23 protein-coding genes and 1 other annotated feature are annotated in these 21936 nt (G+C 41.0%); of the genes, 12 read left to right on the forward strand and 11 right to left on the reverse strand.

The features are described from left to right. Positions 1-41: 41 nt before the first annotated feature. From AC1TO8_RS13605 to AC1TO8_RS13625, 5 genes are all read right to left on the reverse strand, one after another. Positions 42-1751 (reverse strand): proline--tRNA ligase, encoded by a 1710-nt coding sequence (locus AC1TO8_RS13605; RefSeq protein ID WP_482056162.1) that lies wholly within the window; start codon positions 1749-1751, stop codon positions 42-44. A 356-nt stretch (positions 1752-2107) separates the two neighbouring features. Beyond that, positions 2108-3208, reverse strand: coding sequence for a DUF1648 domain-containing protein (locus AC1TO8_RS13610; protein ID WP_482056163.1), 1101 nt, complete (start codon positions 3206-3208; stop codon positions 2108-2110). Continuing rightward, positions 3208-3606 (reverse strand): GntR family transcriptional regulator, encoded by a 399-nt coding sequence (locus tag AC1TO8_RS13615; protein WP_482056164.1) that lies wholly within the window; start codon positions 3604-3606, stop codon positions 3208-3210. The genes AC1TO8_RS13610 and AC1TO8_RS13615 overlap by 1 nt, the downstream gene beginning before the upstream one ends. A 169-nt stretch (positions 3607-3775) precedes the next feature. Further along, a complete protein-coding gene (locus tag AC1TO8_RS13620; RefSeq protein WP_482056165.1) occupies positions 3776-4021 on the reverse strand; it encodes an alpha/beta-type small acid-soluble spore protein in 246 nt (81 codons plus the stop codon). A gap of 131 nt (positions 4022-4152) precedes the next feature. Then, entirely contained in the window at positions 4153-5127 is a 975-nt protein-coding gene (locus AC1TO8_RS13625) for an aldose epimerase family protein (protein ID WP_482056166.1), read from the reverse strand. A 133-nt stretch (positions 5128-5260) separates the two neighbouring features. Further along, positions 5261-5511: a binding site (T-box leader), on the forward strand. A gap of 57 nt (positions 5512-5568) precedes the next feature. Here AC1TO8_RS13625 and trpS point away from each other — a divergent pair. After that, positions 5569-6558, forward strand: a complete 990-nt coding sequence (gene trpS / locus AC1TO8_RS13630; protein ID WP_482056167.1) for a tryptophan--tRNA ligase — start codon at positions 5569-5571, stop codon at positions 6556-6558. On the opposite strand, the gene AC1TO8_RS13635 is transcribed toward trpS, so the two are convergent. After that, positions 6555-6740: a hypothetical protein gene (locus AC1TO8_RS13635; protein WP_482056168.1), complete on the reverse strand. Its 186-nt coding sequence runs from the start codon at positions 6738-6740 to the stop codon at positions 6555-6557. The two genes, trpS and AC1TO8_RS13635, sit on opposite strands and share 4 nt — an antisense overlap. Positions 6741-6858: 118 nt before the next feature. On the opposite strand from AC1TO8_RS13635, the gene AC1TO8_RS13640 reads away from it, so the two are divergent. Next, the gene (locus AC1TO8_RS13640) at positions 6859-7086 is read left to right on the forward strand and encodes an alpha/beta-type small acid-soluble spore protein (RefSeq protein ID WP_482056169.1); all 228 of its coding nucleotides are present in this window, start codon (positions 6859-6861) and stop codon (positions 7084-7086) included. Positions 7087-7227: 141 nt separating this feature from the next. Here AC1TO8_RS13640 and AC1TO8_RS13645 read toward each other — a convergent pair whose 3' ends face one another. Beyond that, positions 7228-8217 carry a metal-dependent hydrolase gene (locus tag AC1TO8_RS13645; RefSeq protein WP_482056170.1) on the reverse strand — a complete coding sequence of 330 codons (990 nt, stop codon included), beginning with the start codon at positions 8215-8217 and terminating at the stop codon, positions 7228-7230. A 214-nt stretch (positions 8218-8431) separates the two neighbouring features. Here AC1TO8_RS13645 and cyoE point away from each other — a divergent pair, with 214 nt between their 5' ends. Together cyoE and AC1TO8_RS13655 are read left to right on the forward strand one after the other, a co-directional pair. Beyond that, positions 8432-9367, forward strand: a complete 936-nt coding sequence (cyoE, locus tag AC1TO8_RS13650; protein WP_482056171.1) for a heme o synthase — start codon at positions 8432-8434, stop codon at positions 9365-9367. 16 nt (positions 9368-9383) lie between these two features. Further along, positions 9384-10001 carry an SCO family protein gene (locus tag AC1TO8_RS13655; protein WP_482056172.1) on the forward strand — a complete coding sequence of 206 codons (618 nt, stop codon included), beginning with the start codon at positions 9384-9386 and terminating at the stop codon, positions 9999-10001. 100 nt (positions 10002-10101) lie between these two features. Here AC1TO8_RS13655 and AC1TO8_RS13660 read toward each other — a convergent pair whose 3' ends face one another. Together AC1TO8_RS13660 and AC1TO8_RS13665 are read right to left on the reverse strand one after the other, a co-directional pair. Continuing rightward, positions 10102-10431, reverse strand: a complete 330-nt coding sequence (locus tag AC1TO8_RS13660) for a toprim domain-containing protein (RefSeq protein ID WP_482056173.1) — start codon at positions 10429-10431, stop codon at positions 10102-10104. Positions 10432-11201: 770 nt separating this feature from the next. Further along, positions 11202-12383 carry an MFS transporter gene (locus tag AC1TO8_RS13665; protein ID WP_482056174.1) on the reverse strand — a complete coding sequence of 394 codons (1182 nt, stop codon included), beginning with the start codon at positions 12381-12383 and terminating at the stop codon, positions 11202-11204. Between the two features lie 207 nt (positions 12384-12590). Between AC1TO8_RS13665 and AC1TO8_RS13670 the strand changes: the two genes are divergently transcribed. The 6 genes from AC1TO8_RS13670 (at position 12591) to AC1TO8_RS13695 (ending at position 17639) form a co-directional block, all read left to right on the forward strand. Next, positions 12591-13043, forward strand: coding sequence for a hypothetical protein (locus tag AC1TO8_RS13670; RefSeq protein ID WP_482056175.1), 453 nt, complete (start codon positions 12591-12593; stop codon positions 13041-13043). A 16-nt stretch (positions 13044-13059) separates the two neighbouring features. Then, positions 13060-14211 carry a transglutaminase domain-containing protein gene (locus AC1TO8_RS13675; RefSeq protein WP_482056176.1) on the forward strand — a complete coding sequence of 384 codons (1152 nt, stop codon included), beginning with the start codon at positions 13060-13062 and terminating at the stop codon, positions 14209-14211. 157 nt (positions 14212-14368) lie between these two features. Then, a complete protein-coding gene (locus AC1TO8_RS13680) occupies positions 14369-14656 on the forward strand; it encodes an RNA polymerase sigma factor (protein ID WP_482056177.1) in 288 nt (95 codons plus the stop codon). Further along, positions 14649-15827: an anti-sigma factor gene (locus AC1TO8_RS13685; protein ID WP_482056178.1), complete on the forward strand. Its 1179-nt coding sequence runs from the start codon at positions 14649-14651 to the stop codon at positions 15825-15827. Before AC1TO8_RS13680 ends, AC1TO8_RS13685 begins: the two co-directional genes overlap by 8 nt. A gap of 63 nt (positions 15828-15890) precedes the next feature. Further along, positions 15891-16193 carry a hypothetical protein gene (locus AC1TO8_RS13690; protein WP_482056179.1) on the forward strand — a complete coding sequence of 101 codons (303 nt, stop codon included), beginning with the start codon at positions 15891-15893 and terminating at the stop codon, positions 16191-16193. Between the two features lie 36 nt (positions 16194-16229). Then, complete coding sequence (locus AC1TO8_RS13695; protein ID WP_482056180.1) at positions 16230-17639, forward strand: deoxyguanosinetriphosphate triphosphohydrolase family protein; 1410 nt, start codon at positions 16230-16232, stop codon at positions 17637-17639. On the opposite strand, the gene AC1TO8_RS13700 is transcribed toward AC1TO8_RS13695, so the two are convergent. Then, positions 17636-18607, reverse strand: a complete 972-nt coding sequence (locus AC1TO8_RS13700; protein ID WP_482056181.1) for a D-2-hydroxyacid dehydrogenase — start codon at positions 18605-18607, stop codon at positions 17636-17638. The two genes, AC1TO8_RS13695 and AC1TO8_RS13700, sit on opposite strands and share 4 nt — an antisense overlap. A gap of 446 nt (positions 18608-19053) precedes the next feature. Between AC1TO8_RS13700 and AC1TO8_RS13705 the strand changes: the two genes are divergently transcribed. After that, positions 19054-19866 carry a cell wall hydrolase gene (locus tag AC1TO8_RS13705; protein ID WP_482056182.1) on the forward strand — a complete coding sequence of 271 codons (813 nt, stop codon included), beginning with the start codon at positions 19054-19056 and terminating at the stop codon, positions 19864-19866. On the opposite strand, the gene AC1TO8_RS13710 is transcribed toward AC1TO8_RS13705, so the two are convergent. Beyond that, positions 19857-21020 carry an MGDG synthase family glycosyltransferase gene (locus AC1TO8_RS13710; RefSeq protein ID WP_482056183.1) on the reverse strand — a complete coding sequence of 388 codons (1164 nt, stop codon included), beginning with the start codon at positions 21018-21020 and terminating at the stop codon, positions 19857-19859. The two genes, AC1TO8_RS13705 and AC1TO8_RS13710, sit on opposite strands and share 10 nt — an antisense overlap. A 324-nt stretch (positions 21021-21344) precedes the next feature. Here AC1TO8_RS13710 and AC1TO8_RS13715 point away from each other — a divergent pair, with 324 nt between their 5' ends. After that, on the forward strand, positions 21345-21923 hold the full coding sequence (locus tag AC1TO8_RS13715; protein ID WP_482056184.1) for a TetR/AcrR family transcriptional regulator: 579 nt from the start codon (positions 21345-21347) through the stop codon (positions 21921-21923). Positions 21924-21936 lie beyond the last annotated feature (13 nt).

Raw genomic sequence — 21936 nt, forward strand, 5'->3', positions numbered from 1 at the left:
CGTCCAACATGTAACTAGCGTTGAACGCTTCCTTATTATTTTTAATGAATAGCAATGAGTTTTATGGCACGAAGTAACGCATCCTCGATCGTCATTACAATTGAAGCCGTATTTGATCTTTCTTTAAATTCAACGTTACCGTCTGTAGCATGCTTACCGATCACAATACGGATAGGAATTCCTATTAAATCTGAATCTTTGAATTTGACTCCAGGACGCTCATCCCGATCATCTAATAACACTTCGATCCCCTTAGGTAGTAAATGCTGATAGATGTCCTCGGCTATCTTCATTTGCAAGGTGTCTTTATTGGATACTGGAATCACATGAACGTGGAATGGTGCAATGGATATTGGCAACATTATGCCTTGCTCATCATGGTGTTGTTCCACGAGTGCGGATAATATCCGAGACACTCCGATACCGTAACATCCCATAACCATAGTTTGTTCTTTACCAGCAGGATCTAAGTACAAGGCGCCTAGTTTCTCACTGTATTTCGTACCGAGCTTGAAGATATGCCCCACTTCAATACCGCGATAAAACTCCAAGGAACCATCCTTACAACGTGGACACGGATCACCCTCAAGGACATTTCGGAAATCACCTATATGATCAATTGGGAAGTCGATCCCAGGACGTACGTTGCGGAAATGGTAGTCATCCTCATTAGCACCGGTCATTCCGTCATTTATATTAGCGACAACCTGATCCACAAGAATAGGTATCGTTAGTCCTACTGGACCTGCGTATCCAACAGACGCACCCGTTACTTTCTCTACCGTTGAGCTATCTGCTAATTCAATATGTTGCGCATGAAGATAATGCTTTATCTTTAACTCATTCACTTCATGATCCCCTCTGACCAAGACCGCAACTACTTTGCCATCTACCTCATAAATTAATGTTTTGAAAATAAGCTGTGCTTCAATCTGTAAAGAATGTAGTAGTTGATCAATAGTGTGGATGTCAGGTGTGTGGAGTTTTTTTAATCTTTCAATTATAGTTTCTGAAGCGGCGACCTTTAGGGAACCTGATACTGCCTTTTCTAGATTAGCGGCGTAGTTACAGCATGAACAGGTTGTAATCGTATCTTCTCCAATACTGGCAAGTGCCATGAACTCATGTGTTTCCCCCTGACCACCGATAACACCTGCATCAGCTTCCACGGCTCTGTAAATTAATCCGCAACGGTTGAAAATCTTGGTATAAGCTTCATGCATCATCCAATAGGACAGGTCCAGGTTAGCCCAGTCCGTGTGAAAGGAATAGGCATCCTTCATAATGAATTCTCTGCCGCGAAGTAGTCCGAATCGTGGGCGTCGTTCATCACGGAATTTGGTTTGAATTTGGTACATCGTCACCGGTAACTTTCGGTAAGAATTTACCTCATCTCGAATGAGACTTGTAATAACTTCTTCGTGTGTAGGACCGAGTGCGAATTCTCGATCGTGACGATCGTATAAACGGATGAGTTCAGGTCCATAGTCCTCATATCTGCCTGATTCATGCCACAGCTCAGCAGGCTGTAAGGAAGGCATTAATATTTCTTGTGCACTAACGAGATCCATTTCCTCTCGAACAATCTGTTCCACTTTGCGAAGAACGCGCAAACCTAAAGGTAAGTACGTATAGATACCAGCTGCTAATTGTCGGATATACCCAGCTCTGAGCATGAGTTGATGACTAATAACTTCTGCATCAGAAGGCACTTCGCGCAATGTTGGTGCGAATAATTTACTCTGGCGCATATAATCCCTCCATTTCATTTTTTGATTATTCGTAAAATACAAAAAGAACGCATTCGTAAGGGACGAATGCGTTCGTGGTACCACCCTAGTTTTAATCGTTCGATGAAACAAACGATTACTTATTGGATAACGGGAGTTCCCGGTAGAGATAATCTAATATCTTCCACAGCTACAAGGTAGGGAGACTTTAATGTAGTGGGAGAAACCTTTCAGCCTGTGGGTTTCCTCTCTATGTCCATTCGACATTAAAGCTTAGGTCCTTGATGACAGCTTTTTGTTGATTTCAATAAATCTACATCAAGTGGTGCTATACAGTCAAGTACATTTTGGATTTCCCTCCGCTTGTCATTACTAACTTAACTAACAAGCAAGGAAACGACAATGATTACGGCAGGAACGCCAATCAGATAGACCCAACTCATCGGTCTGGCGAAATTGACTGTCCAACCAATGCCAGTTCGCTTCTCAATCCACAGCGAAGGGTCCTGTGGGTTGTAGTAAATACTTCCGAGCTTCCAATGAGCATCATCGTTGATCGGTTGGGAATTAGAGTGCCCAGAAGATTTACCGATGCGACTACCCCCTTGACCCATGATGAAAGATAAGATGAGCGCAGCCAATACCATTACAGAGGTAATGAGAATGCTAACCAATGCGAGAATTTCTGGGTTTTGCACAAATATCATATTCAGTTGGATGAAAGCGAACAACAACACCATAAGCAGACCTGTGATGATGATGTATAACGACCAGGTGCGGCGAAAGATCACATTTTGTTTCAATGATTTCTCTGGATGATTTGTGTTGAGCTGCTGTTTACTTTTTAGAATACTCCGATTAATGAACATGAATAGTAACGTCATCATCAACTGCATAAGATTTAATCCGAGAACCGCTGTATAGGATTTATCAACACTTCTCGTTACATTTCCTTGGAAGTCGATTTGCATAGCTATTGTTTCTGGGAACTGATTGTAATATTTCCAAGCTAGTATGGCGCTACAAATCGTAACCACTAGATGGATGATAAACCATTTGTTTGAGAAAATAAGTTTCTGTTGTCTAAATCCAGTATCAACAGAAAGTATAGTCTTGTTTGATGTAGGGATAATGGGATGATCGAGTTTAAACTTCTTCATCGTGAAATGGAAACCAAGGTTAAGTACGGCTGAACCTACAATGAGTATTCCTACAGACCACGCGATGATGAATTCTTGCTTGACCGAATCACTTGCTGAAGTGGCAATGAGGCTGAAGATAAGTATTAGAGTGTAGAGAATGGCGCTAGTCCAAGCATATTTCTTGCGTAGCGCACGTAAGGGTCCACTATGGTACATTTCTTCACTGACGGATATCCCGAAGCTGACGGTATCTCGAGTGAGATAAGGCATGAAGATTAGAGTTGCTGAGATCGGGAGGAACATTAGAATTAGAATAATACTAGAGAGCCAGGACATTAGTCATTCTCCTTATCTGTATTCGAAATTTCACTATAAATTTGTTCTGTGATTTGGAGGAGCTGTTCTTTGGTCATGCCACGACAAATGGCTTCTGCGATGATCGGCTTTAATTGGTTGTACTGCTTTAATTCATATTCAGGAGTTAAATCAGGCATGCCATCGGGTTGAATGACGACTCCCTTTTGCCGATGAATCTGGATGAAACCTTCCTGTTTGAGTAAAGTATAGGCTTTGTTGACAGTGTGCAGATTGACACCAATATCAGAAGCTAGACCACGAACAGAAGGGAGGGCTTCCCCGGGGAGAAGATCTCCATGGGCAATTCCTTCGATAATCTGATTCATAAGTTGCGTGTAGATTGGAATATCAGACTGCATATCTAAATTTATAATCACAACGAGACCACCTTCCTATCTGTTATATATCAACTATAACAGATAGTCGTGTTTTGGTAAATATAAATGATGTCAGTGTAAAAGTACAGAGAAGCACAACAAAGAACCATTGGAAGAATTTCTCCAATGGTCCTTTTAATCTTGTACGAATAGTATTCGAAAAAGCTGATTACGAGTTAGAACGACCTGCTAATTGTTGTTCTGCTATTTGTACTAGGCGCTTGGTGATGTAACCTCCCAAAGAACCCATTTCACGGGAAGTGTAGTTGCCATAGTAACCATCTTGAGGGATTTGAACGCCTAGCTCCTGCGCTGCTTCCATCTTCAATTGATGCAAAGCGGCAGTTGCTTGAGGGACTACCAAATTGTTGGAACTACTGCTCCGACCCCGATTTTGTTGACCTGCTTGACCCATGTTTGTCACCTCCTTTGTACTTAATGAGGTTATTATGGATATAAACATGGAAAAACATACAGAAAATTAGGTCGTTTAGAAGTGGTAATTATTACTTGGAAGGCGATTCATTCTTATGAGTTTAGTCTTTGCTACTCAGGACGACGTATCGAGTCCAAATATAGATGTGTTTCAAAGGTTTGCTGTGGTTCTAGACGGATTAACCCTGTGAATTCTGGTCCTTGTGGAAGATTAGGAGCATTGGGTAACCAAGTGTAGGGTTCTATACACAGAAATTCATCTGCCTCTCCCTTGGTGTAGAGCACCCAATGCTTGAAATATTGATCATCTGCAACATATCTAATTCCGTAACCGTCTTTGTGAGTCAGAACCGCTTCAACAGCTTGTTGTTCTCCGATCCGAAAGATCGTATCGAGATTAGTCCCCGCTAAATTTAGACCAACGTTAAGATCCTCGAGACTATCTAAGGGGATCAGTGAACCTGATGGAATTATAGCTTCATCGAGTTCGTATATAGCTTCAACTGGCACTTGTAATGTCCAATCCTGAGGCTGTCCATTCAGCAAGAACCATGTATGGAATCCAAGACCCAATGGGAAAGCGCGTTCCCCTTGATTGGTTACTTTTAATTGTTGAGTAAACCGTGAACCTTGTAGTCTGAAGATGATTTGGAACTTAAGAGGAGTCGGTGATTGTGTCATCCAGTTACGATCATCGCTCGATAGAAATTCAGTGGTGATTGAACAATCATCTTCAGTTTCTTCAATGTCACTTACACGCCAACTTTGAGTTTTATGTAATCCGTGTATGTGATTATCACCTGCCGTATTACGATCAAACTGATAGTCTATCCCGTCATAATTGAATTGTCCATTCCGAATTCTACCCGGAGGAAGAAGTAGGGGAATACCAAAATGGTAAGGTTTCAGTAAATAAAACTCGAGATCTTGTTCATTAGGTTCTCTGAGAATATGTCGCTCTTCATGTTTGTCCCAGATTGAAATGACGTTATTACCAAGTCCCGGAAGTAAGGTGATCTGAAGATCGTCGCTATGAAGGATATACGTGTCGTAACCGTTCCATGTTCCTTTAGTTATTTGTTTCATTAGTATGCTCCTTTACCAATAATATTTTTTCAATATAGTATCATCGTAACAGATTAATGATGATTTGGTAAAAATGAGTTTGACAAACATATGCTAAGGGTCTTATCATTGCATTTAAATACAAGTTTAAATTACGAATACGATGACGGGGATAAGTAAGCATAGATTGGATGACCTTCAGAAAGCCGATGGTTGATGTGAATCGGTGGTATCAATATGTTGAATGGACCCTTGAGTGCCAAGTTGAACGGGAATCATGAGTTCCTTAATAGACTGGCCGTATGTTCCACGTTACGGAAATAGAAGGTCGCAAGTTTGTTGTTCTATTGGACAATTAACGGTTTGCGATAAATAAGGGTGGCACCACGGTCTCACGTCCCTTTGTGGATGATGGGCCTATTTTTGTTGTTCAAAATATAAGGAAGTATAGGAGTGATTGAATTGAAAAGAGTACTTTCAGGCATACAACCTAGTGGACGGTTAACGCTCGGTAATTATATCGGCGCAATGAAAAATTTCGTGAAGTTACAGGATCTCCATCAATGTTATTTCATGGTCGCTGATTTGCATGCGATTACGGTACCTCAAGAACCAGAAACACTTCGCGATCTATCGGAAGCCAATGCAGCGTTATTTATTGCAGCGGGCATTGATCCTGCTAAATCAAATGTGTTCTTGCAGTCAGCGGTACCACAGCACGCGGAACTCGGTTGGTTGTTGACGACGCTAACATCCATGGGTGAGTTAGAGCGAATGACCCAGTTTAAGGATAAGTCGAGTGGCAAAGAATCCATTGGCGCAGGATTATTTGTATATCCGTCACTGATGGCTGCAGATATCCTTGTGTACAACGCGGACTTAGTTCCAGTAGGTGAAGACCAGAAACAGCATTTGGAACTAACACGTGACCTTGCAGGGCGTTTCAATCATCGTTATGGGGAATGCTTTACTTTGCCTGAACCTTATATTCCAGAAGTAGGAGCGCGGGTAATGTCCTTGGATGATGCTAGCAAGAAAATGAGCAAGAGTAGTTCTGTTGCTGCTAGCTTTATCGCGTTATTGGATCCTCCAGACGTTATTCGCAAAAAAATTAGCAGAGCAACGACAGATTCTGGTGCAGAAGTAAGATATGATGAAGCAACAAAACCGGAGATTAGTAATCTAATGAGTATTTATTCTCAGTGTTCTGGTTCATCACTTGAGGATATTCGTATGAAGTATGAAGGGCAAATGTATGGTGGATTCAAAAAGGATTTAGCTGAAGTGATCGTGAATACGCTAGAACCTTTGCAGAAACGTTATTATGAAATCCGAGAGTCTGGCGAAATTCAAGACATCCTAGCTCTAGGCGCTAGGAATGCCCATGAGGTTGCCAGTCGGACTCTAGATGATGTCAAACAACGTATGGGTTTTCTGCCATCCAAGCACTAGTTAGGTTGCTCAATGGAAGACTTTCTTCGTTTGGACTTGATAACAAATCCATAGCCGATATTACAGACGCCCAATACGCTTAATATCAAGGCGACCCATCCTGAATGAGTGATGGCGATAGCTGCCACTGCTAGGATGATGATAGATGAAGCTGCAAACCATAATGAAAGACCTTTACTCATGTTAAAAACCTCCAGTGATTATTTAGGGGAATAGAGAATAATGTTCATCCATGTAGCCATACTAAGCTTGCAAGCTTGCACTTCATTACAGAAACAGAAGTGAAAGGAGATTATTATTATGGCACAAGGACAATCAAGTTCTAACAATCTCGTGGTTCCTCAAGCAAGAGCAGCGATCCAACAACTTAAAATGGAGGCTGCCCAAGAACTCGGTGTTACGATTCCGCAGGATGGTTATTATGGCAGTTATACTTCAAGAGAAATGGGTTCTCTCGGAGGATATATTACGAAACGACTAGTTCAAATTGCTGAGCAATCGCTTTCAGGAAAAAATGGTAACATGTAACTGACGAATAGATAGTTGGAAATCATCATGAAGCCTAGGGCACTTGCTCTAGGTTTTTTTTGCTTACCTTAGCAAATGTAAAATACATGTAGAGCGTGATGATGCTCTACATGTATTTTAGGCTTGGTAGGTCTATTGTTGTCAAGTAGAATAATTGATGGGTAAGCGCGCATTCATTTTCTCATCGCTTAACCACCCGATATATGAGCCCACTGGTGTATATTGATTGTCCATAACGACTACAGCGACAAAGGGATACTGCGTACGGTGACGATAACGGACATCCGTCCAACGAACAATATACCCATCTTCTACCACTTCTACATCGGCAATAGCGAAGGAAGTGAAATAAAGAAAGGCTTCCACGTTAGGGTGTTGCTTGGAATGTTCAACAGCCTCGTGAGTTGAAGAAGTTACAGCTTGATAGGTCCAATGAAGAAGATGTCGATTCAGAGTTCCGATATCAAAGCTCCCGTTCTGTTGTGATTTAACAACGTTCCAATGATAAAGAGATATGGTGGGGATAAGATAATAAGTATCTCCCTGTTGATAATTAGGGTCCAGTCGCGCAACTTCCAATGTTTTGCGATAATGATGGATTGTTCTCCAGACATAATAACAAATCGTTGAACTATAGAGAACGATGAATAATGGAGCGGGTTGTACCATACCAAGAATCCAAAGAAGGATCGCCGTTAAATGACTTCCGAATATAAAGGGATCAAATATGTGAATGATATTCCATGAAATCCACTTTTCAGTAAATGGGCGAAAAGCTTGAGTGCCATAGGTATTGAATAAATCACTGAATACATGAACGCATACAGCTATACCAGTCCACATACCTAAGTGAAGGACGCTAACATCACGAAATAGGAGTGATATTACCGTTGTAATAAGTACAGTCCAAATGAGGAGGAACGGGAGCGAATGGGTAATTCCCCTGTGATTACGGATATATAAAGCGTTGTTCTTCAATCGAAGGACGCTGTCGATATCAGGGGCTTGTGAAGCTAAGACAGTGCCAATTGTTACAGCTATGGCAAGAGAAGGGGTTGTAGCCACCACAGGATCGATGTGAGCTAAGCCTGCAAGTGTGAAACCCATGACTATATGTGTGCCTGTGTCCATAAATCCACTCTCCTTTGTACTTCTTACTATATCGTAAATAACGTCTTTTAATCCATTAACCGAACAGACTCTTTATGAAAAGTCATCAAATTGTCGGAATGATGAATTCAAACACGGTCGATTATGTGATACTTTTCGCAGTTAATATGATAAACTTTATAGCGAATGATATAATATTTGAGTATTAGACAGATATAGAGGAGGAACTTAGCACGTGGATAATGACATAAGTTACCAATCTCCTTCGGATTCAGCAGCGCTTTCTGTTAGTCAGACGCCACCAAGTGAATCGGGGACATGGAGAGATTTTATTAATATAACCAAACCGGGGATTATTCGCTCAAATTTAATAGCAGCCTTTGCGGGGTTTTGGTTAGCATCCCAATGGGACTTACAATATGGAAAGATGATTATGACGCTCCTTGGGACCGTTCTTGTGATGGCCTCAGCCTGTGTGTTTAATAATTACTTTGATCGGGAGCTCGATTTGAAGATGGAGCGAACACGTGAGCGCTCACTTCCTACGGGGCGGTTGAAGCCTGTCGTTGTATTGTGGTATGCGGTTATTTTAGGCATAGTCGGTCAAGCGGTGTTATTTATATTTTCGGGACTTCTGGCGGGTATCTTCGGTTTAATAGGTGTTTTTGTTTATGTTGTCATTTATACATTATGGCTTAAACGATCATCGACATGGAGTACATCTGTTGGCGCGATTTCAGGTGCGATGCCACCTGTTATTGGATATGTTGCGGTTACAGGAGAAGTAGATATGGGCGCATGGCTCTTATTTGCAATGTTATTTCTATGGCAACCTCCGCATTTCTGGGCATTGGGTATACGACGCGTAGAAGAATATCGTGCTGCAGGATATCCACTATTACCTGTAGTTAAGGGGATTAGAAGAACTAAGTTTCAAATGATTCCTTATCTTATTGTGTTACTACCTGTGCCTATCTTAATGTACGTATATGGATATGCAGGTATTTATTACATGATTATTTCCTTGGCTTTATCCATCTTATGGCTGTATCTTTCGTTAAAAGGATTTAAAGCGAAGGATGATGAGATTTGGGCTAAGAAGGTATTCTTATTCTCAATTAATTATTTAACTGTGAGTTTGATTGCATTGATTCTTAACACAACATTTTAAGATGAGGATAGGGGAAATGATGGAGACATTTAAGCGTTATAAATGGACGTGGGCCGTAGTAGGTATCATTGTCATTATTGCAACATATTTATTGGTTTCTTCATTAGATTTAGGTAAGAAGGAATGGCCAGTTATATCAACGGTTGGCGATTTTTCATTTGAAAATGTAGATAATACGACAGTTACGCTTGAGGATACGAAGGGAAAGGTTCGATTATTCTACTTCTTTTTTACGAGTTGTCCCGATGTCTGTCCAGTGACGACGTTCATGCTCACTCAAGTACAGAACAAGCTGAAGGAAGAAGGCGTATTTAACAAAGATATTGAGTTCGTCTCGATATCCTTTGATCCTGAAGTTGACTCTGTTGAGAAGATTAAGGAATTCGGTGATAAATTTAAAGTGGATTATAATGGCTGGTACTTCTTGCGGGGAGAGAAGCAGACCGTTTGGGATTTAGCGGAGAAGTCGTTCAAGATAATGATTCTAGGCGATAAAGAAGGTAACTATTCTCATGCTAACTTCATTGCTCTCGTAGACCGTGACAATCAAGTGCGTAATCTATATAACGCGAATGACCCCGATGATGTTTCTGTAGACATGTTAGTTAAGGACCTTAAGGATCTTGCCAAATAATAATGGGAGCTATTCCCTATACACAACTTCTTTCCTACCTAAATTATGACGGTAGGGAAGAAGTTTTTTTGAAATATAAGAAATCATAATGGATGGTCTGTCAATAAATAATATATTCATGAAGGGCGGCCTTTTCTAATTGAGCTATCAAATATTCATCAGGTGTGCCCTCCACTCCAGCATATCCACGATGCGTATAAATATGTTCGGCATCCGGGAATGCATCGCGTAGTACACCACGAATTTTTTTACCCGAACTATCATTATCCATAAATAAAAAGACTTCATCATCTTTCACTTGATTACGGAGAGCTTCAAGCCTAGTAGTGTTTAATGTACCGTAGGTGCACAAAATATCGATTTCTGGTAAAAGTAGGCGTTGGAGCTTACGACGGTCATTCTTACCTTCGACAATAATATAGATAGACACTGGATTTGCACCTCATCATAAGAGGAGAGATCCCTCAGAATTCCCCGGGAAATGTTGAAATTTAACCTGTATGGGTCATTCTAGTGTATCTCCTTTTGTATGTTATATGCAAAAAAACGCTGGAGGATATGGAGGGCATAAGCCTCTCTTATTGAATGGTTGATATTAGTTTTGGTTGAACAGTAGGATAATGAGTTTGATTGTGATGGCTTGATTAACTGTCGCCACTTTTTCCCGTGTAGTTCATTGCCGCATTGTATCTTATGTGGAGGAAGGATAAAGGCTTGTGTGAAAGCCTAGTTCTGATTTGCCAAGAGATAGAAGGCTAAACCGAAGATTGAGTGCTTGTTGGATAAGATTCTGGCTACAGCATCCGCTAATTGTCCCCCAATATCACCGCTATACGTCTACTCTGGGATAGGGATGGGTTAGATGTATAATGTGTACTTAATTGGCAGTAAAGGTAGGGGGAGAGAGGAATAGCTGTAAAAACTGCAGTTAAAAGTGGCGATAACGATGAAAAGTGGGTTTTCCAGCAATCTAGAGGCAGTATTTACAACTAAAGTTAGTGTTAGAGGGATTTAGCCGAATTTAGATGTGCTTTATGCAACTGTTGGTGATGATTTGATTATTACACACCGTCTTTAAAGTCGTAAGTCGTGCTCTCCCTCTAAATATGATTCAAGGAACAGGATTTCACTTGTCCCATAATCTACATTAACTTGTTTACGAAAGAAGGACGCCTAACGGCGTCCTCTTTTGGCAACTGCCTATATAGCATCAGGACTGCTGTGTGGGTTACGCGTATATAAAGATGGATTTGTCTGACGAGATATAGGGATCATCATTAATCCAATCATCAATATAAGAAAGGCTATGAAATAGGGTGAGAAATGGTCGCGGAATTGCCCTGAAGTAACAGGTCCAAGGAATGATCCCAAGGACATGGCGATGGATTGAAATGCGAATACTCGCCCTAATCGACTTCCACCGCTAAGTTTGATAAATAAGGAGGCCATGGCTGGGAAGATAATCCCCTTGGATGAACCTAATACAAACAGGATTACAACTAAAGGGATTTCTGGCAATGCCGCTAAACTGAAAAAGCAACAAGTCATTAGTATAACTCCTAGGACAACTCGCTTAAAAGGAGAATATCGATTTAGGAAGAGCAGGCAAAGTGTTGAGAGTGCTCCTAGGCTAACAACCGAGAAGAGAATGCCGGTAGACATAATGCCAGACATATCCGTATTTCGTAAAGGGATTTCAAAAAAAAGAATACCTTGCGCGCAAGACACGACGAATGGAAGGGCGTAGTAACGTAAGGAAATCGATACTGTCTCCGGTCGTGTGAAAGGTCCGAATGGAATGGAGTTTTTAGATCTAATAGCTTCCTTCGATGCTCCAAACGACTTGGGTACACTGAAAATGGCCATGATGCCAGTTGCGATGAGTAGCCAACCAAGACTTTGGAATGTCATAGTATAACCAGCATTGGCAACAATGAAGGCGCCCGCAGCTGGGGAGACAACGGAGGCTAAGGTATGGATCACGCCATGCCCTGACATATACTTCCCTTGAGTGACAGGATCTTTAGATAAGGAAGCCAACAGAGCTAGGCAAGCTGGAGAAAGAAAGGCTAATACAAAACCACTTAGAGAACGTAGAACGAATAGTTGCCAGGGGAACTGGATATGAGCTTGTAGTAGGAGAATGGCTCCAGCAGATAAGAGACTGAAGATGATGTAAGGGCGGCTCCCGTGGCGGTCAATTACCTTTCCTGCAATAATATTTCCTGGAAGGTGTGTAAGTGCATAAATACCCACGACCCATCCAATGAAGACTGGAGTTGCTCCAAGAGATATTGCAAATGGAGTGAGTATTGGATACTGAGCATGCAGATCGAAAAAGGCTAAGAAAAGAAATAAATAGAGCCAAAAGGCCGTTTTCACATCATGACTCCTTTCTACATCAGAAATAATTGCTATCTATACTACTTGTACGTTGAAATAGGCTGAAACAGAACAGCTTATCCCCTTTTTTTTGTCCAAGTAGGGTTAGGCTGACAGAATATCTGGGAATAATGTATAATTAGGAAATGATCGGCTACTGATTGGGTGGTCGGAAGTGAGTTAAGTAGATGGGAGTGTTATGAAATAATGGACGTACAAGTATGGATTGATTTCTTGCAGCAAAATTGGCTGGTAATTGTTATTGCTCTCGTGGTGCTCTTTATTGTTCTCAATCTCGTTAAGACGATGGTTAAATGGGTGCTCGCGATTGTAATTGTAGCAGGGCTTCTTATTTATAGTGGCATCTCTATTGAGCAGATCGGTGAGGTCGTTACAACGGTAAAAGATGAAACCGTGGATACGCTCAAGAGTGAAGCTATGAACATGATGTTAAAGGAAGCGAAGGATGCGAAGTATACGAAGAGCAAGGATGGAGCGTATACGATTACAACACCTAATATGAGTTTGAAAGGTGAAACTGGATCTGAAACGGTGGAAGTGACCTTCAAAGGAGTATCCTTAGGAGAATGGAAAGTGAATGACACGATCATAACATTCATTGAGACTGCACAAAGTAATGGATCAACTACAACGAAGTAAATAGGAGATTAAAGGCGTGTTCTACACATGGTTTCAAAGTTTGCAGGATTTCAATATTGTTACACTGATCTTAGTGTGCATTGTAGCCCTATCGTTATTCCAAGGTTGGCGTAGAGGAGCTTCTAATTCAGCGGGTAGATTATTGATTCTTCTTCGTGATGTTGCTCTTACGCTACTTGGACTTGCGATTTCGGTTCCTTTTACGCTGTGGATGTCGCCTTGGGTACAAGGGTGGCTGGAAGTTTATAGTTCGAAGCTACCTAATCGGGATTTGAGTGGATGGGAACAGACGTATTATACGATTATTAATTCGATGGCGGATTTCCCACTGATGCGGTTCGCGGTGCTCTTTATTGTGATTTATTCTATTATTAGATTGTTGTTCAGTATACTTATCTTGTTGCTATTCGGTAGAGGGATCTCTTTATTCTCCGCAAGTAAAAGGAGATCTTCTGGCTTGATTGGTCGACTGATTGGTATGGGGATTGGCGGTTTGATGGGCGTAACGCGTTGCATTATCGTTGTCGCATTTCTATTTATATACGTTGCTTTATATCCAACAAGTGCCTTTAGCCGTCATATTGAGGCATCCCCCGTGTATCAGGATGGAGCTCGGATGATCATTGAGCCATTATCAGGAGATTTGGTTACAGAGAAGCTTCCGGTCTTTACCAAAGCGGTGGAACAAGAGCTAGGTAGTATTCTCCAACGCAAATATGACATCATTGATCGATCCATTCCGACTGATATAGAACAAGCTGCTGCGCAGATCGTTGCGAAAGCCAACAGTGAAGAAGAGAAGGCGCGGTTATTATATGATTGGGTAGGATCACGTGTATCCTATGATTATAGTAAAGTAGATGACTATGAACAAAAGGGAATATGGCATGAGCAGACACCACGTAATACCTTTGATACGAAGCTTGGGGTATGTATAGACTACGCGAGGCTATATGCTGTGATGGCAAGGTCCCAAGATCTCGAAGTCAAAGTAGTTACTGGACTCGGGTATAATGGACAAGGTGGCTATGGGCCTCATGCATGGAATGAAGTATATTTAAGCAACGAGAATATATGGATTCCACTTGACCCCACCTGGGCTCAAAGTGGAAATTGGTTCAACCCTCCGAAATTTGCGGAGACGCATGTGAAGGATAAGGTTCTGTAGCGATTCACTCAATTTTATAGTAATTATAATATCTTGAAGTACAAGGCGAATTTCCTATGAAAGGAAGTTCGTCTTTTTTTACATAGTATAAAAATAAGCATGAATGATTTGTAACTTTTCAACTTATCATACGTTCATAGGGTTGAGGGGAGATAATATGAAGCCCAACACGCTAGATAGAAAATATATGATATTAGCAGACACTTCAGCATTAGGTCCAGAAGCAGAGGTTCTGCGTAAGGAAACGATTGAAGAAGTTAGAGCATGGATTTCAGCCTTACCTGATCAACAGAAACAGGCACTCCTGTTATATGATATGAATCACCTTAGTTATCAGGAAGCTGCGAATATAATGGGCATTACTTTATCGCACTTTAAAATATTGTTGTTTCGGGCTAGACAAGGGTTGAGGCGTAAACGTGAAGGGAGCAATGAGCATGAGTGATGAATTTAAGAAAAAGATGAAGGAATATACAGAGGGTACGCTTTCAGAGGAGGAACGCATCGAGGTAGAGAAGGAACTGGAGAAGATGGAGCTCTACCAATCTTATATGGAAGACATGATGCAGGAGGGCGGCAAGGCTGAACTTGAAAATCCGCAATGGGATACAGAATCTCCTCGTTTAAATGAAGTGCGGATTTTACGAAAAGGAAAATGGAAAGGACGATTTGGCTCTGCCTTTATTGTGATAAGTATGTTCTTAGTCTTTACGGTTATAACTACAATCGGTACAATTTTGTTCTATACATGGGGTGAACCGGATCGTGGTGAACAATATAGGGATGTAGTTAGTTCCACGATAGCGCTAACCCAACCAAATAGCATGGTGAATTTAAGCAGTAATGGCGGTGCCTATTTTGGAATGAACCTTACGGGTGAGATTAAGAAGCAGGTGGGTGGAGCACGGCTTACCGTGGGGGAATTCTCAGGTTCACTTTTCTTCAATTTTTTACGCACATATGATTTTACGTGGAGTGAGCAAGGGCAATATAATAATGCGCTTTATCAGCTTCCTGATTCCGCAGGTTTCAATAGTGACGCTGATTGGAATCGCTTGACAATGCTACCTGAGGGAACGGTGGCCGAGGCGTATGTATCCTATCATAAATACTTCACAACGGATGAGTTATTAGCACAGTTCAAGGACAAGAATCTGGAGGCTGTCTGGTACGCTGTGGATATCGGGGATAGCAATAAAACATATGATGACAACGGAGTCATCACCGAGCCACTTGGGTTTCCTAGTAATCCTATTTGGCATTCGGATGATATGACGGTTACGAATCGAACGGAGAGTAAGAAAGGGTGGGGGATGACGGTAACGATGGAGTCATCGAGTGCACCATCTGTCGACACTCACGGGGATGGTGACTTACGTGATGATAATTTCATAAAAACATTAAAGTTACTTCAACAATATCCATCAATCACGAAGAGATTGGCACCCTTTTACGATATAGAAGGATCTGTATCATATATTGAAGAACATGGCGTGAGATTATACGGTGCTGTCGTCACTGGACCTACGAAAGAATTGTTGAAGCTAAAGGATGATCCGCTCGTATCTAACATACGTATAGGTAACGTTACGCTATGGGATTGGAACGAACGATAAGTTTGAGAGTATAATCTTAACAAGTAGTTAAATTGAACACCATTTAATTCGGAGGTGACTAAAGTGAAGAACAAGAAGGTCATACTACTTATGGGGTTAGCGATACTTACTATAATGTCTTTGACAGGCTGTGTTCCTGGGGATGGGAAGGTAACGGTTGATGATCCCGCAGGATTCTTCTGGGGGGTGTGGCATGGATGGATTGCACCGTTCTCATTAATTATCGGATTCTTCAAGGATGATATTCGCATATACGAAATATACAATAGCGGCTGGTGGTACGATCTTGGATTCTACATTGCTATCATTAGTGGATTCGGTGGAGTATCATTATCTCGGCGTAAAAGAAGAAATAAGCGTTATTAGTAATTAAATGGATAAATATGCAAGGAGAGACCAACTATGACACTCAAAGAGAAAAGAGAACATCGGCAATATCCCGAACAGACGAAGCTAGATGCATCTCGAGCTACCTATGAACGGGATTATTCAAGGCTCATACATTCGCCCACGTTTCGGCGGCTTCAAGGGAAGTCCCAGGTGTTCGGAGCAGGAACAGGTGATTATTATCGGACACGTCTGACCCATTCACTTGAAGTGGCACAGATTGCCCGTGAAGCTTCGAAAAGTCTAGTACGCTCTTATCCGGAAGTGACGCTCGAAAGGGCAGATAATCCAGGACTTGTGATCGATCCTGAAGTGGTCGAATGCGCATCGATCGCTCATGACTTTGGGCATCCGCCATTTGGTCATAAGGGGGAGGAAGTACTGGATGGTATTCTTGAGCGTTTCATTGATGATAAGCTTAAGCTTGTAACGAAGGAAAGATACAACTCACCAGAACATCTTATGAAAGTCCGTAGTGGTCTCAGGACCAAGTATGAACATTTCGAGGGGAATGCGCATAATTTCAGGTTAATTATGTTCCTGGAGAAAAGGGAGAACATGGACGGGCTGAATTTATCGGATGCTGTATTACTAGGCATTAACAAATATCCATATCCAGGATCGATACTCAAGAAGGGGCTTTATAAGCATGAATGGGAGTATATTTCACAGATACGAAAAAGTTGGGGAATTCCAGATCATAAGATGACGCTGGAGGCTCAATTAATGGATTTATGCGACGACATTGCCTATTCAGCACATGATCTAGAGGACGGAATTAAGGCAGGAAAGATCGTAGTCCATGAGTACTTCTTATTTGACCCTTCCATAATTCGATTAATCGTAGAGAAGATTACGACACTTGAGGATGCCATCTGGGCTGGATGGAATAAGGAAGGAATTCAGCCGAAAGTGGAAGAGGTGCTAGCCTCCTTTTTACAAGTGTGGAAAGAGAAAATGGTCATCTGCGAGAATGATTATTCTCGTACAAGACGTGAAGTGAAAGCTTATTGGGTGAGTCTATTCGTGAGTAATCTCGGTGTGATCCCGGATGGGGATTGGAAGAAGGTTACCTTCGTGAAAGACAACTCGGAGAATGAGGATATGCTGCGTACAGTTAGCGTGCTTAAGAGCTTTGCATGGGTAACGATGATTAAGGATTTACGGGTACAACGTCTGCAAAAAAGAAGCGAATGGATCATTAAACGTCTATGGGATGCCTTTTTAGATCCTGAAGTTTCCAAATCGATCATTCCATCTGATTGGCTAGAGCGCTACGAACGGGATCAGATGAAGGACCAACCAATTTGGACTTGGGAGCATATGGTGATTGATTACATTGCAGGGATGACGGATGCTTTTGCCGAGAAAATATACAATGAATTGTATGGACTTAAGGTCGGGTCGATCTATGATTTGGATTAATAATTCAAAGAATAATCCACTAAATTTCGTGGCAATTCTTTATCATCTATATAAGCCTTTAGATTCTCTATAAAGATATCAATGACCCGTTCGTCGTAATGCTCAGTGTTTCCAGATATATGCGGTGTAATAATGACTTGATTCATTGTCCAGAGAGGATGTTCTGCTGGCAAAGGTTCCTCTTCAAATACATCGAGTGCTGCATAACCAATAATACCCTCTTCTAGTGCTCCCAACAGAGCCGCCGTATCGACCGTAGGGCCTCGTCCCACATTGATGAAGCAAGCACCACGTTTGCAGGCTGCAAAAGTCGCTGTATCAAAAGTATGCCGGGTCTCCTTGGTCAGGGGAAGAATGTTGATGATGTAATCACTTTGGTTTAGCGCTTCTTCCAAATTGACCATGGTAAACATGGTATCTACGTGGGGGTTGGACTTACCGGAACGTCGTACGCCGAGCACATTCATTCCGAAAGCCTTTGCAATCTGTGCAGTCTTGCTTCCAATCTCGCCTACGCCGACGATAACGATGGTCTTATTACGTAATTCTGATAATGTTCCTGATCCACCGGATACTATTTTTGGATTCCATATATTATCTTGTTGGTTCTGAATCGACTGTTGGATACCGCGGGAGAAGGCTAGCATCATGGCGAAGATAGATTCGGAAATAGGAATAGCATGAACTCCACTGGCAGTTGTTAAGCGAATATCTTTATTAGCAAATTGGTCGAGAGGCATTTTGTCGACACCAGCAGACCAAGATTGAATCCACTTTAAGGAGCTGTTGTCATGTAGAACATGCTTTTCAATTTTGCTGGACCAGCCTAACAACACTTCAGCTTCTGGAAGAACTGCAGGATCTAATAGATCCCCTTTTCCTATCGTAACGGTATAATTTGGAGCAATATGATAGATTTGTTGTAGATGATCGGCTGATAACGGATACAGACTAACAATACGTTTCACGTTGATGTCCTCCTAAGTATAAATCGGATGGTCTTGATATTAATCATGATTGTATCGAAATTATCAATTCAACACAAATATTTTCTATATTTAAAAAAATAAAAAAGGTCTGATTTTACTCGAAATAAACGGCCAGGTCAGATGATGTATAAATACTCTCAAACCTTGACTACACTAGTCTTTTACAATGCACTCGATGAATTGACATCCAATGAAAGTAAGTGGAAAAAAGAGACTTATGATAGAGTTAGTCGAACTTGAAAACTTGAGGAATGGAACTGAAACGAGTATAATCACAAAGGTAGTGTGTAAATACCGGCCCCATATCACGTTGGCACGTAAATAGAAATGTACGCAAACATGTTTCGAAAATTGCTAGAATGGTTAATAAGACCTATATTTTCGGTTACATATTTAGGGGAATGCCGGAATTTTAGGAGGTTTATATGAATATTATTAGACATAATCGCTGGATTGCACTATTAATTGGTGTGATATTAGTGTGTTTTTCTGCGATAAATTTCTTGATGCAGGGTGAACAAGAGAAGAACCAGGGGAGAATATACAAGCAGGTTACAGTTAAGGAGACAGGGGAGTATAAATTTAAACCATTGTTAACTTACTCAATAGAACATAAGGAATCCTTCTATACATTGATTAATAACAAGCAACAGTCAGCGATTATTGAGCAAGATGTAAGGGATCAATCTTTCATAAATGATTCTGTGAATAAAAGTGAAATTACGGATAATCAGGAAATGGCAGAACAAGGCGAAAATGTAGCAGAAGTAATCGAAGTTAATCATCAGCTCATCCCCCCAAAGGTACTATTCTTTACTCGGACCCAGATGCTTAGTCAGGAAGAGAAAGAACAATCGACTTTGCAATACACTGTAACCGATGAAGAACTGCTAATGCTCCGTAAAATCGTGATGGCAGAAGCAGAAGGTGAACCGTACGAAGGCAAGGTAGCAGTTACTAATGTTGTCTTGAATCGGCTACGGTCAGCCAATTTCCCCAATACAATTTATAAGGTGATTTATCAGAAATACCAATTCAGTCCTGTGGCTAATGGTCGATTCGATCGAGTAAAGCCTTCTGAGGATACTATTTATGCTGTGAATGAAGCATTAAATGGACGCAAGGAAGTGAGTGACGATACTTATTATTTCTTATCGTTAAAGCTAGCTGAAGATTTGACAGTTCACCATACACGTTCATTCAGTAAAACAATTGGTAATCATTCCTTCTATAAATAGGACCCAGTTATTGAATATGCAGTTGTAGTTTGTGGTTGCTCATTAAAGAGGTCTAAGACCGTTTGTGCGCAATAATGAGGCTGGAGATAAGGTTCAATGTGCTTAACCTGCTGTCTGCGGGTGTTTATCTGTTCGTATTGATTGGTTATCAATTGAAACCACTTATTGACAACTTGAGGAGAATGAATCGTTTCAGCATACCCACGATTTACGAAAAATTGACTATTTTGCTCTTCTTGTCCTGGAATGGCTTGAAAAAAAAGCATAGGTATTCCTTTGGCGAGTCCTTCTGTACAAGTCATTCCGCCAGGTTTAGTAATCAATAGGTCGGATACATCCATCAGTTTGCCAATCTGACTTGTGTAACCCAAAATAATGATGTTAGGGTGATGGAATATCGGATTGGCCTTCATTTTCTCAACAAGCTTGACGTTGCTACCCAAGCAGAAAATAAGTTGAATACGGTCTGCCCATGAAATCAATTGTTGTAATAAGTCAGGTTTCAGTGTAAGACCCCATCCTCCGCCCATGATGAGCACAGTGGGCATTTTTTGTAGCTTCAATTCCTTACGTAATTGTTCCTTATTCCCTCTCTCCCAGAAATCAGGATGTACTGGAATGCCTGTTGTTTGAATTTTATAAGACTGTACGCCACGTTGAAGTAGCAGATTCTTGACTCTAGGTGAAGATGCTAAATAATGATTCACTTCTGGGCTAATCCATGTTCCATGTACATCATAGTCTGTGATGAGGGTAACCAGAGGGATATCCATTCCCTGTTGTCTTAGTCTTGAGATGACACTATTAGGTATCGGATGGGTACATATAATGACATCAGGTTGTAGCTGAGATATGACTTGAGCGGCATGTGTATAAAATATACGATGAAGAGCAAGCTGCGTGAGTCTTGTTAATGACTTGTCATATCTATTTCGATAAAGTAAACCTATGATGGCTGGCGATGTACTAACCGTTTTACGGTAAGTGGATAATATTATTGGCCCGATTGTAGGATTTAGAAAATTACCAAGTTCGATTACCTTGCATTGCAGATTGGGATGAAGTTTCTTCATACCGCTAGCTAAGGCATGAGCAGCTTGTGTATGTCCTGCTCCGAATCCCTCTGATAATAGGAGTACTCTCTTCTTTTTCATGAATTCACCTATGTCCTTCTTAATTGAGTATGATGCTTATAACTCTGATGATTATAACTAATGATCTGTTTATTGTAAGTTAGATATCATTTTTTATTAATAGACCAAAGACGGTTTTTAATCCTAGACTTTAGTTGGGGCTGAGCAATGTAGTGCTCCACTGTTATTATGCCATAAGTGCCCTTCTTTTGGATACATACTGTATCACAAAATTTAAATTGAAATTTAAATAGCTACATGTTATATTAATGTCTGACTAAGTGACTAGTTATATATTATAGTCATTTATCGATAATATCAACCCATTTTGAAAGGAGAGATGAAATGGCTGTGATGGATCGTCGTAAGCAAGTGCTTACTGCTGCGGCCCAATCCTTTGCAACTTTCGGGTACAAGGCAACCACGATGGAGCAGGTAGCTAAAATTGCTAATGTAGGAAAAGGAACGATATATAATTTCTTTACGAACAAGGAAGAACTATTTGATGAGATTCTATACGGAGTCATTATCGAAATGAGGAAGATCCCAGATCGAGAGATTCGTCGGGAAAAGTCATTCTTGGATAATTTGTATCAAGTTCTCGATGGTTTACTGGAGTTTCGCAGAGAGCATGAGCTATTCATTAAATTATCGCATGAGTTAAGGGATTTCGGAACACCTCAAGTGTTAGAAGCCCTCGATAAAGTGGAGAATGTGATCTTGGAGTATTTGGAGCGTGAATTACAGGCGGCTATAGATAACGAAGAGATCAAACCTTGTGATCCTAAAATTGTGTCGATTGTCATAAAGAAGCTATATATTACACTAACCACAGAAATTAGTAAGCATCATGAGCCATTGAGTAAAGAACAGATTAAACATTATTTTCGATTGTTTCTTTCGGATGGATTGGCAGTACAATAATTGAATATATAGA

The sequence above is a fragment of the Paenibacillus sp. Y859 genome, assembly GCF_056786405.1.

Coding starts and splice junctions, on each gene's coding strand:
- AC1TO8_RS13605 (WP_482056162.1), bottom strand. CDS start 1,751: ATGCGCCAGAGTAAATTATTCGCACCAACATTGCGCGAAGTGCCTTCT.
- AC1TO8_RS13610 (WP_482056163.1), bottom strand. CDS start 3,208: ATGTCCTGGCTCTCTAGTATTATTCTAATTCTAATGTTCCTCCCGATC.
- AC1TO8_RS13620 (WP_482056165.1), bottom strand. CDS start 4,021: ATGGGTCAAGCAGGTCAACAAAATCGGGGTCGGAGCAGTAGTTCCAAC.
- AC1TO8_RS13625 (WP_482056166.1), bottom strand. CDS start 5,127: ATGAAACAAATAACTAAAGGAACATGGAACGGTTACGACACGTATATC.
- AC1TO8_RS13635 (WP_482056168.1), bottom strand. CDS start 6,740: ATGAGTAAAGGTCTTTCATTATGGTTTGCAGCTTCATCTATCATCATC.
- AC1TO8_RS13640 (WP_482056169.1), top strand. CDS start 6,859: ATGGCACAAGGACAATCAAGTTCTAACAATCTCGTGGTTCCTCAAGCA.
- AC1TO8_RS13645 (WP_482056170.1), bottom strand. CDS start 8,217: ATGGACACAGGCACACATATAGTCATGGGTTTCACACTTGCAGGCTTA.
- AC1TO8_RS13655 (WP_482056172.1), top strand. CDS start 9,384: ATGATGGAGACATTTAAGCGTTATAAATGGACGTGGGCCGTAGTAGGT.
- AC1TO8_RS13670 (WP_482056175.1), top strand. CDS start 12,591: ATGGACGTACAAGTATGGATTGATTTCTTGCAGCAAAATTGGCTGGTA.
- AC1TO8_RS13680 (WP_482056177.1), top strand. CDS start 14,369: ATGAAGCCCAACACGCTAGATAGAAAATATATGATATTAGCAGACACT.
- AC1TO8_RS13685 (WP_482056178.1), top strand. CDS start 14,649: ATGAGTGATGAATTTAAGAAAAAGATGAAGGAATATACAGAGGGTACG.
- AC1TO8_RS13695 (WP_482056180.1), top strand. CDS start 16,230: ATGACACTCAAAGAGAAAAGAGAACATCGGCAATATCCCGAACAGACG.
- AC1TO8_RS13705 (WP_482056182.1), top strand. CDS start 19,054: ATGAATATTATTAGACATAATCGCTGGATTGCACTATTAATTGGTGTG.
- AC1TO8_RS13710 (WP_482056183.1), bottom strand. CDS start 21,020: ATGAAAAAGAAGAGAGTACTCCTATTATCAGAGGGATTCGGAGCAGGA.
- AC1TO8_RS13715 (WP_482056184.1), top strand. CDS start 21,345: ATGGCTGTGATGGATCGTCGTAAGCAAGTGCTTACTGCTGCGGCCCAA.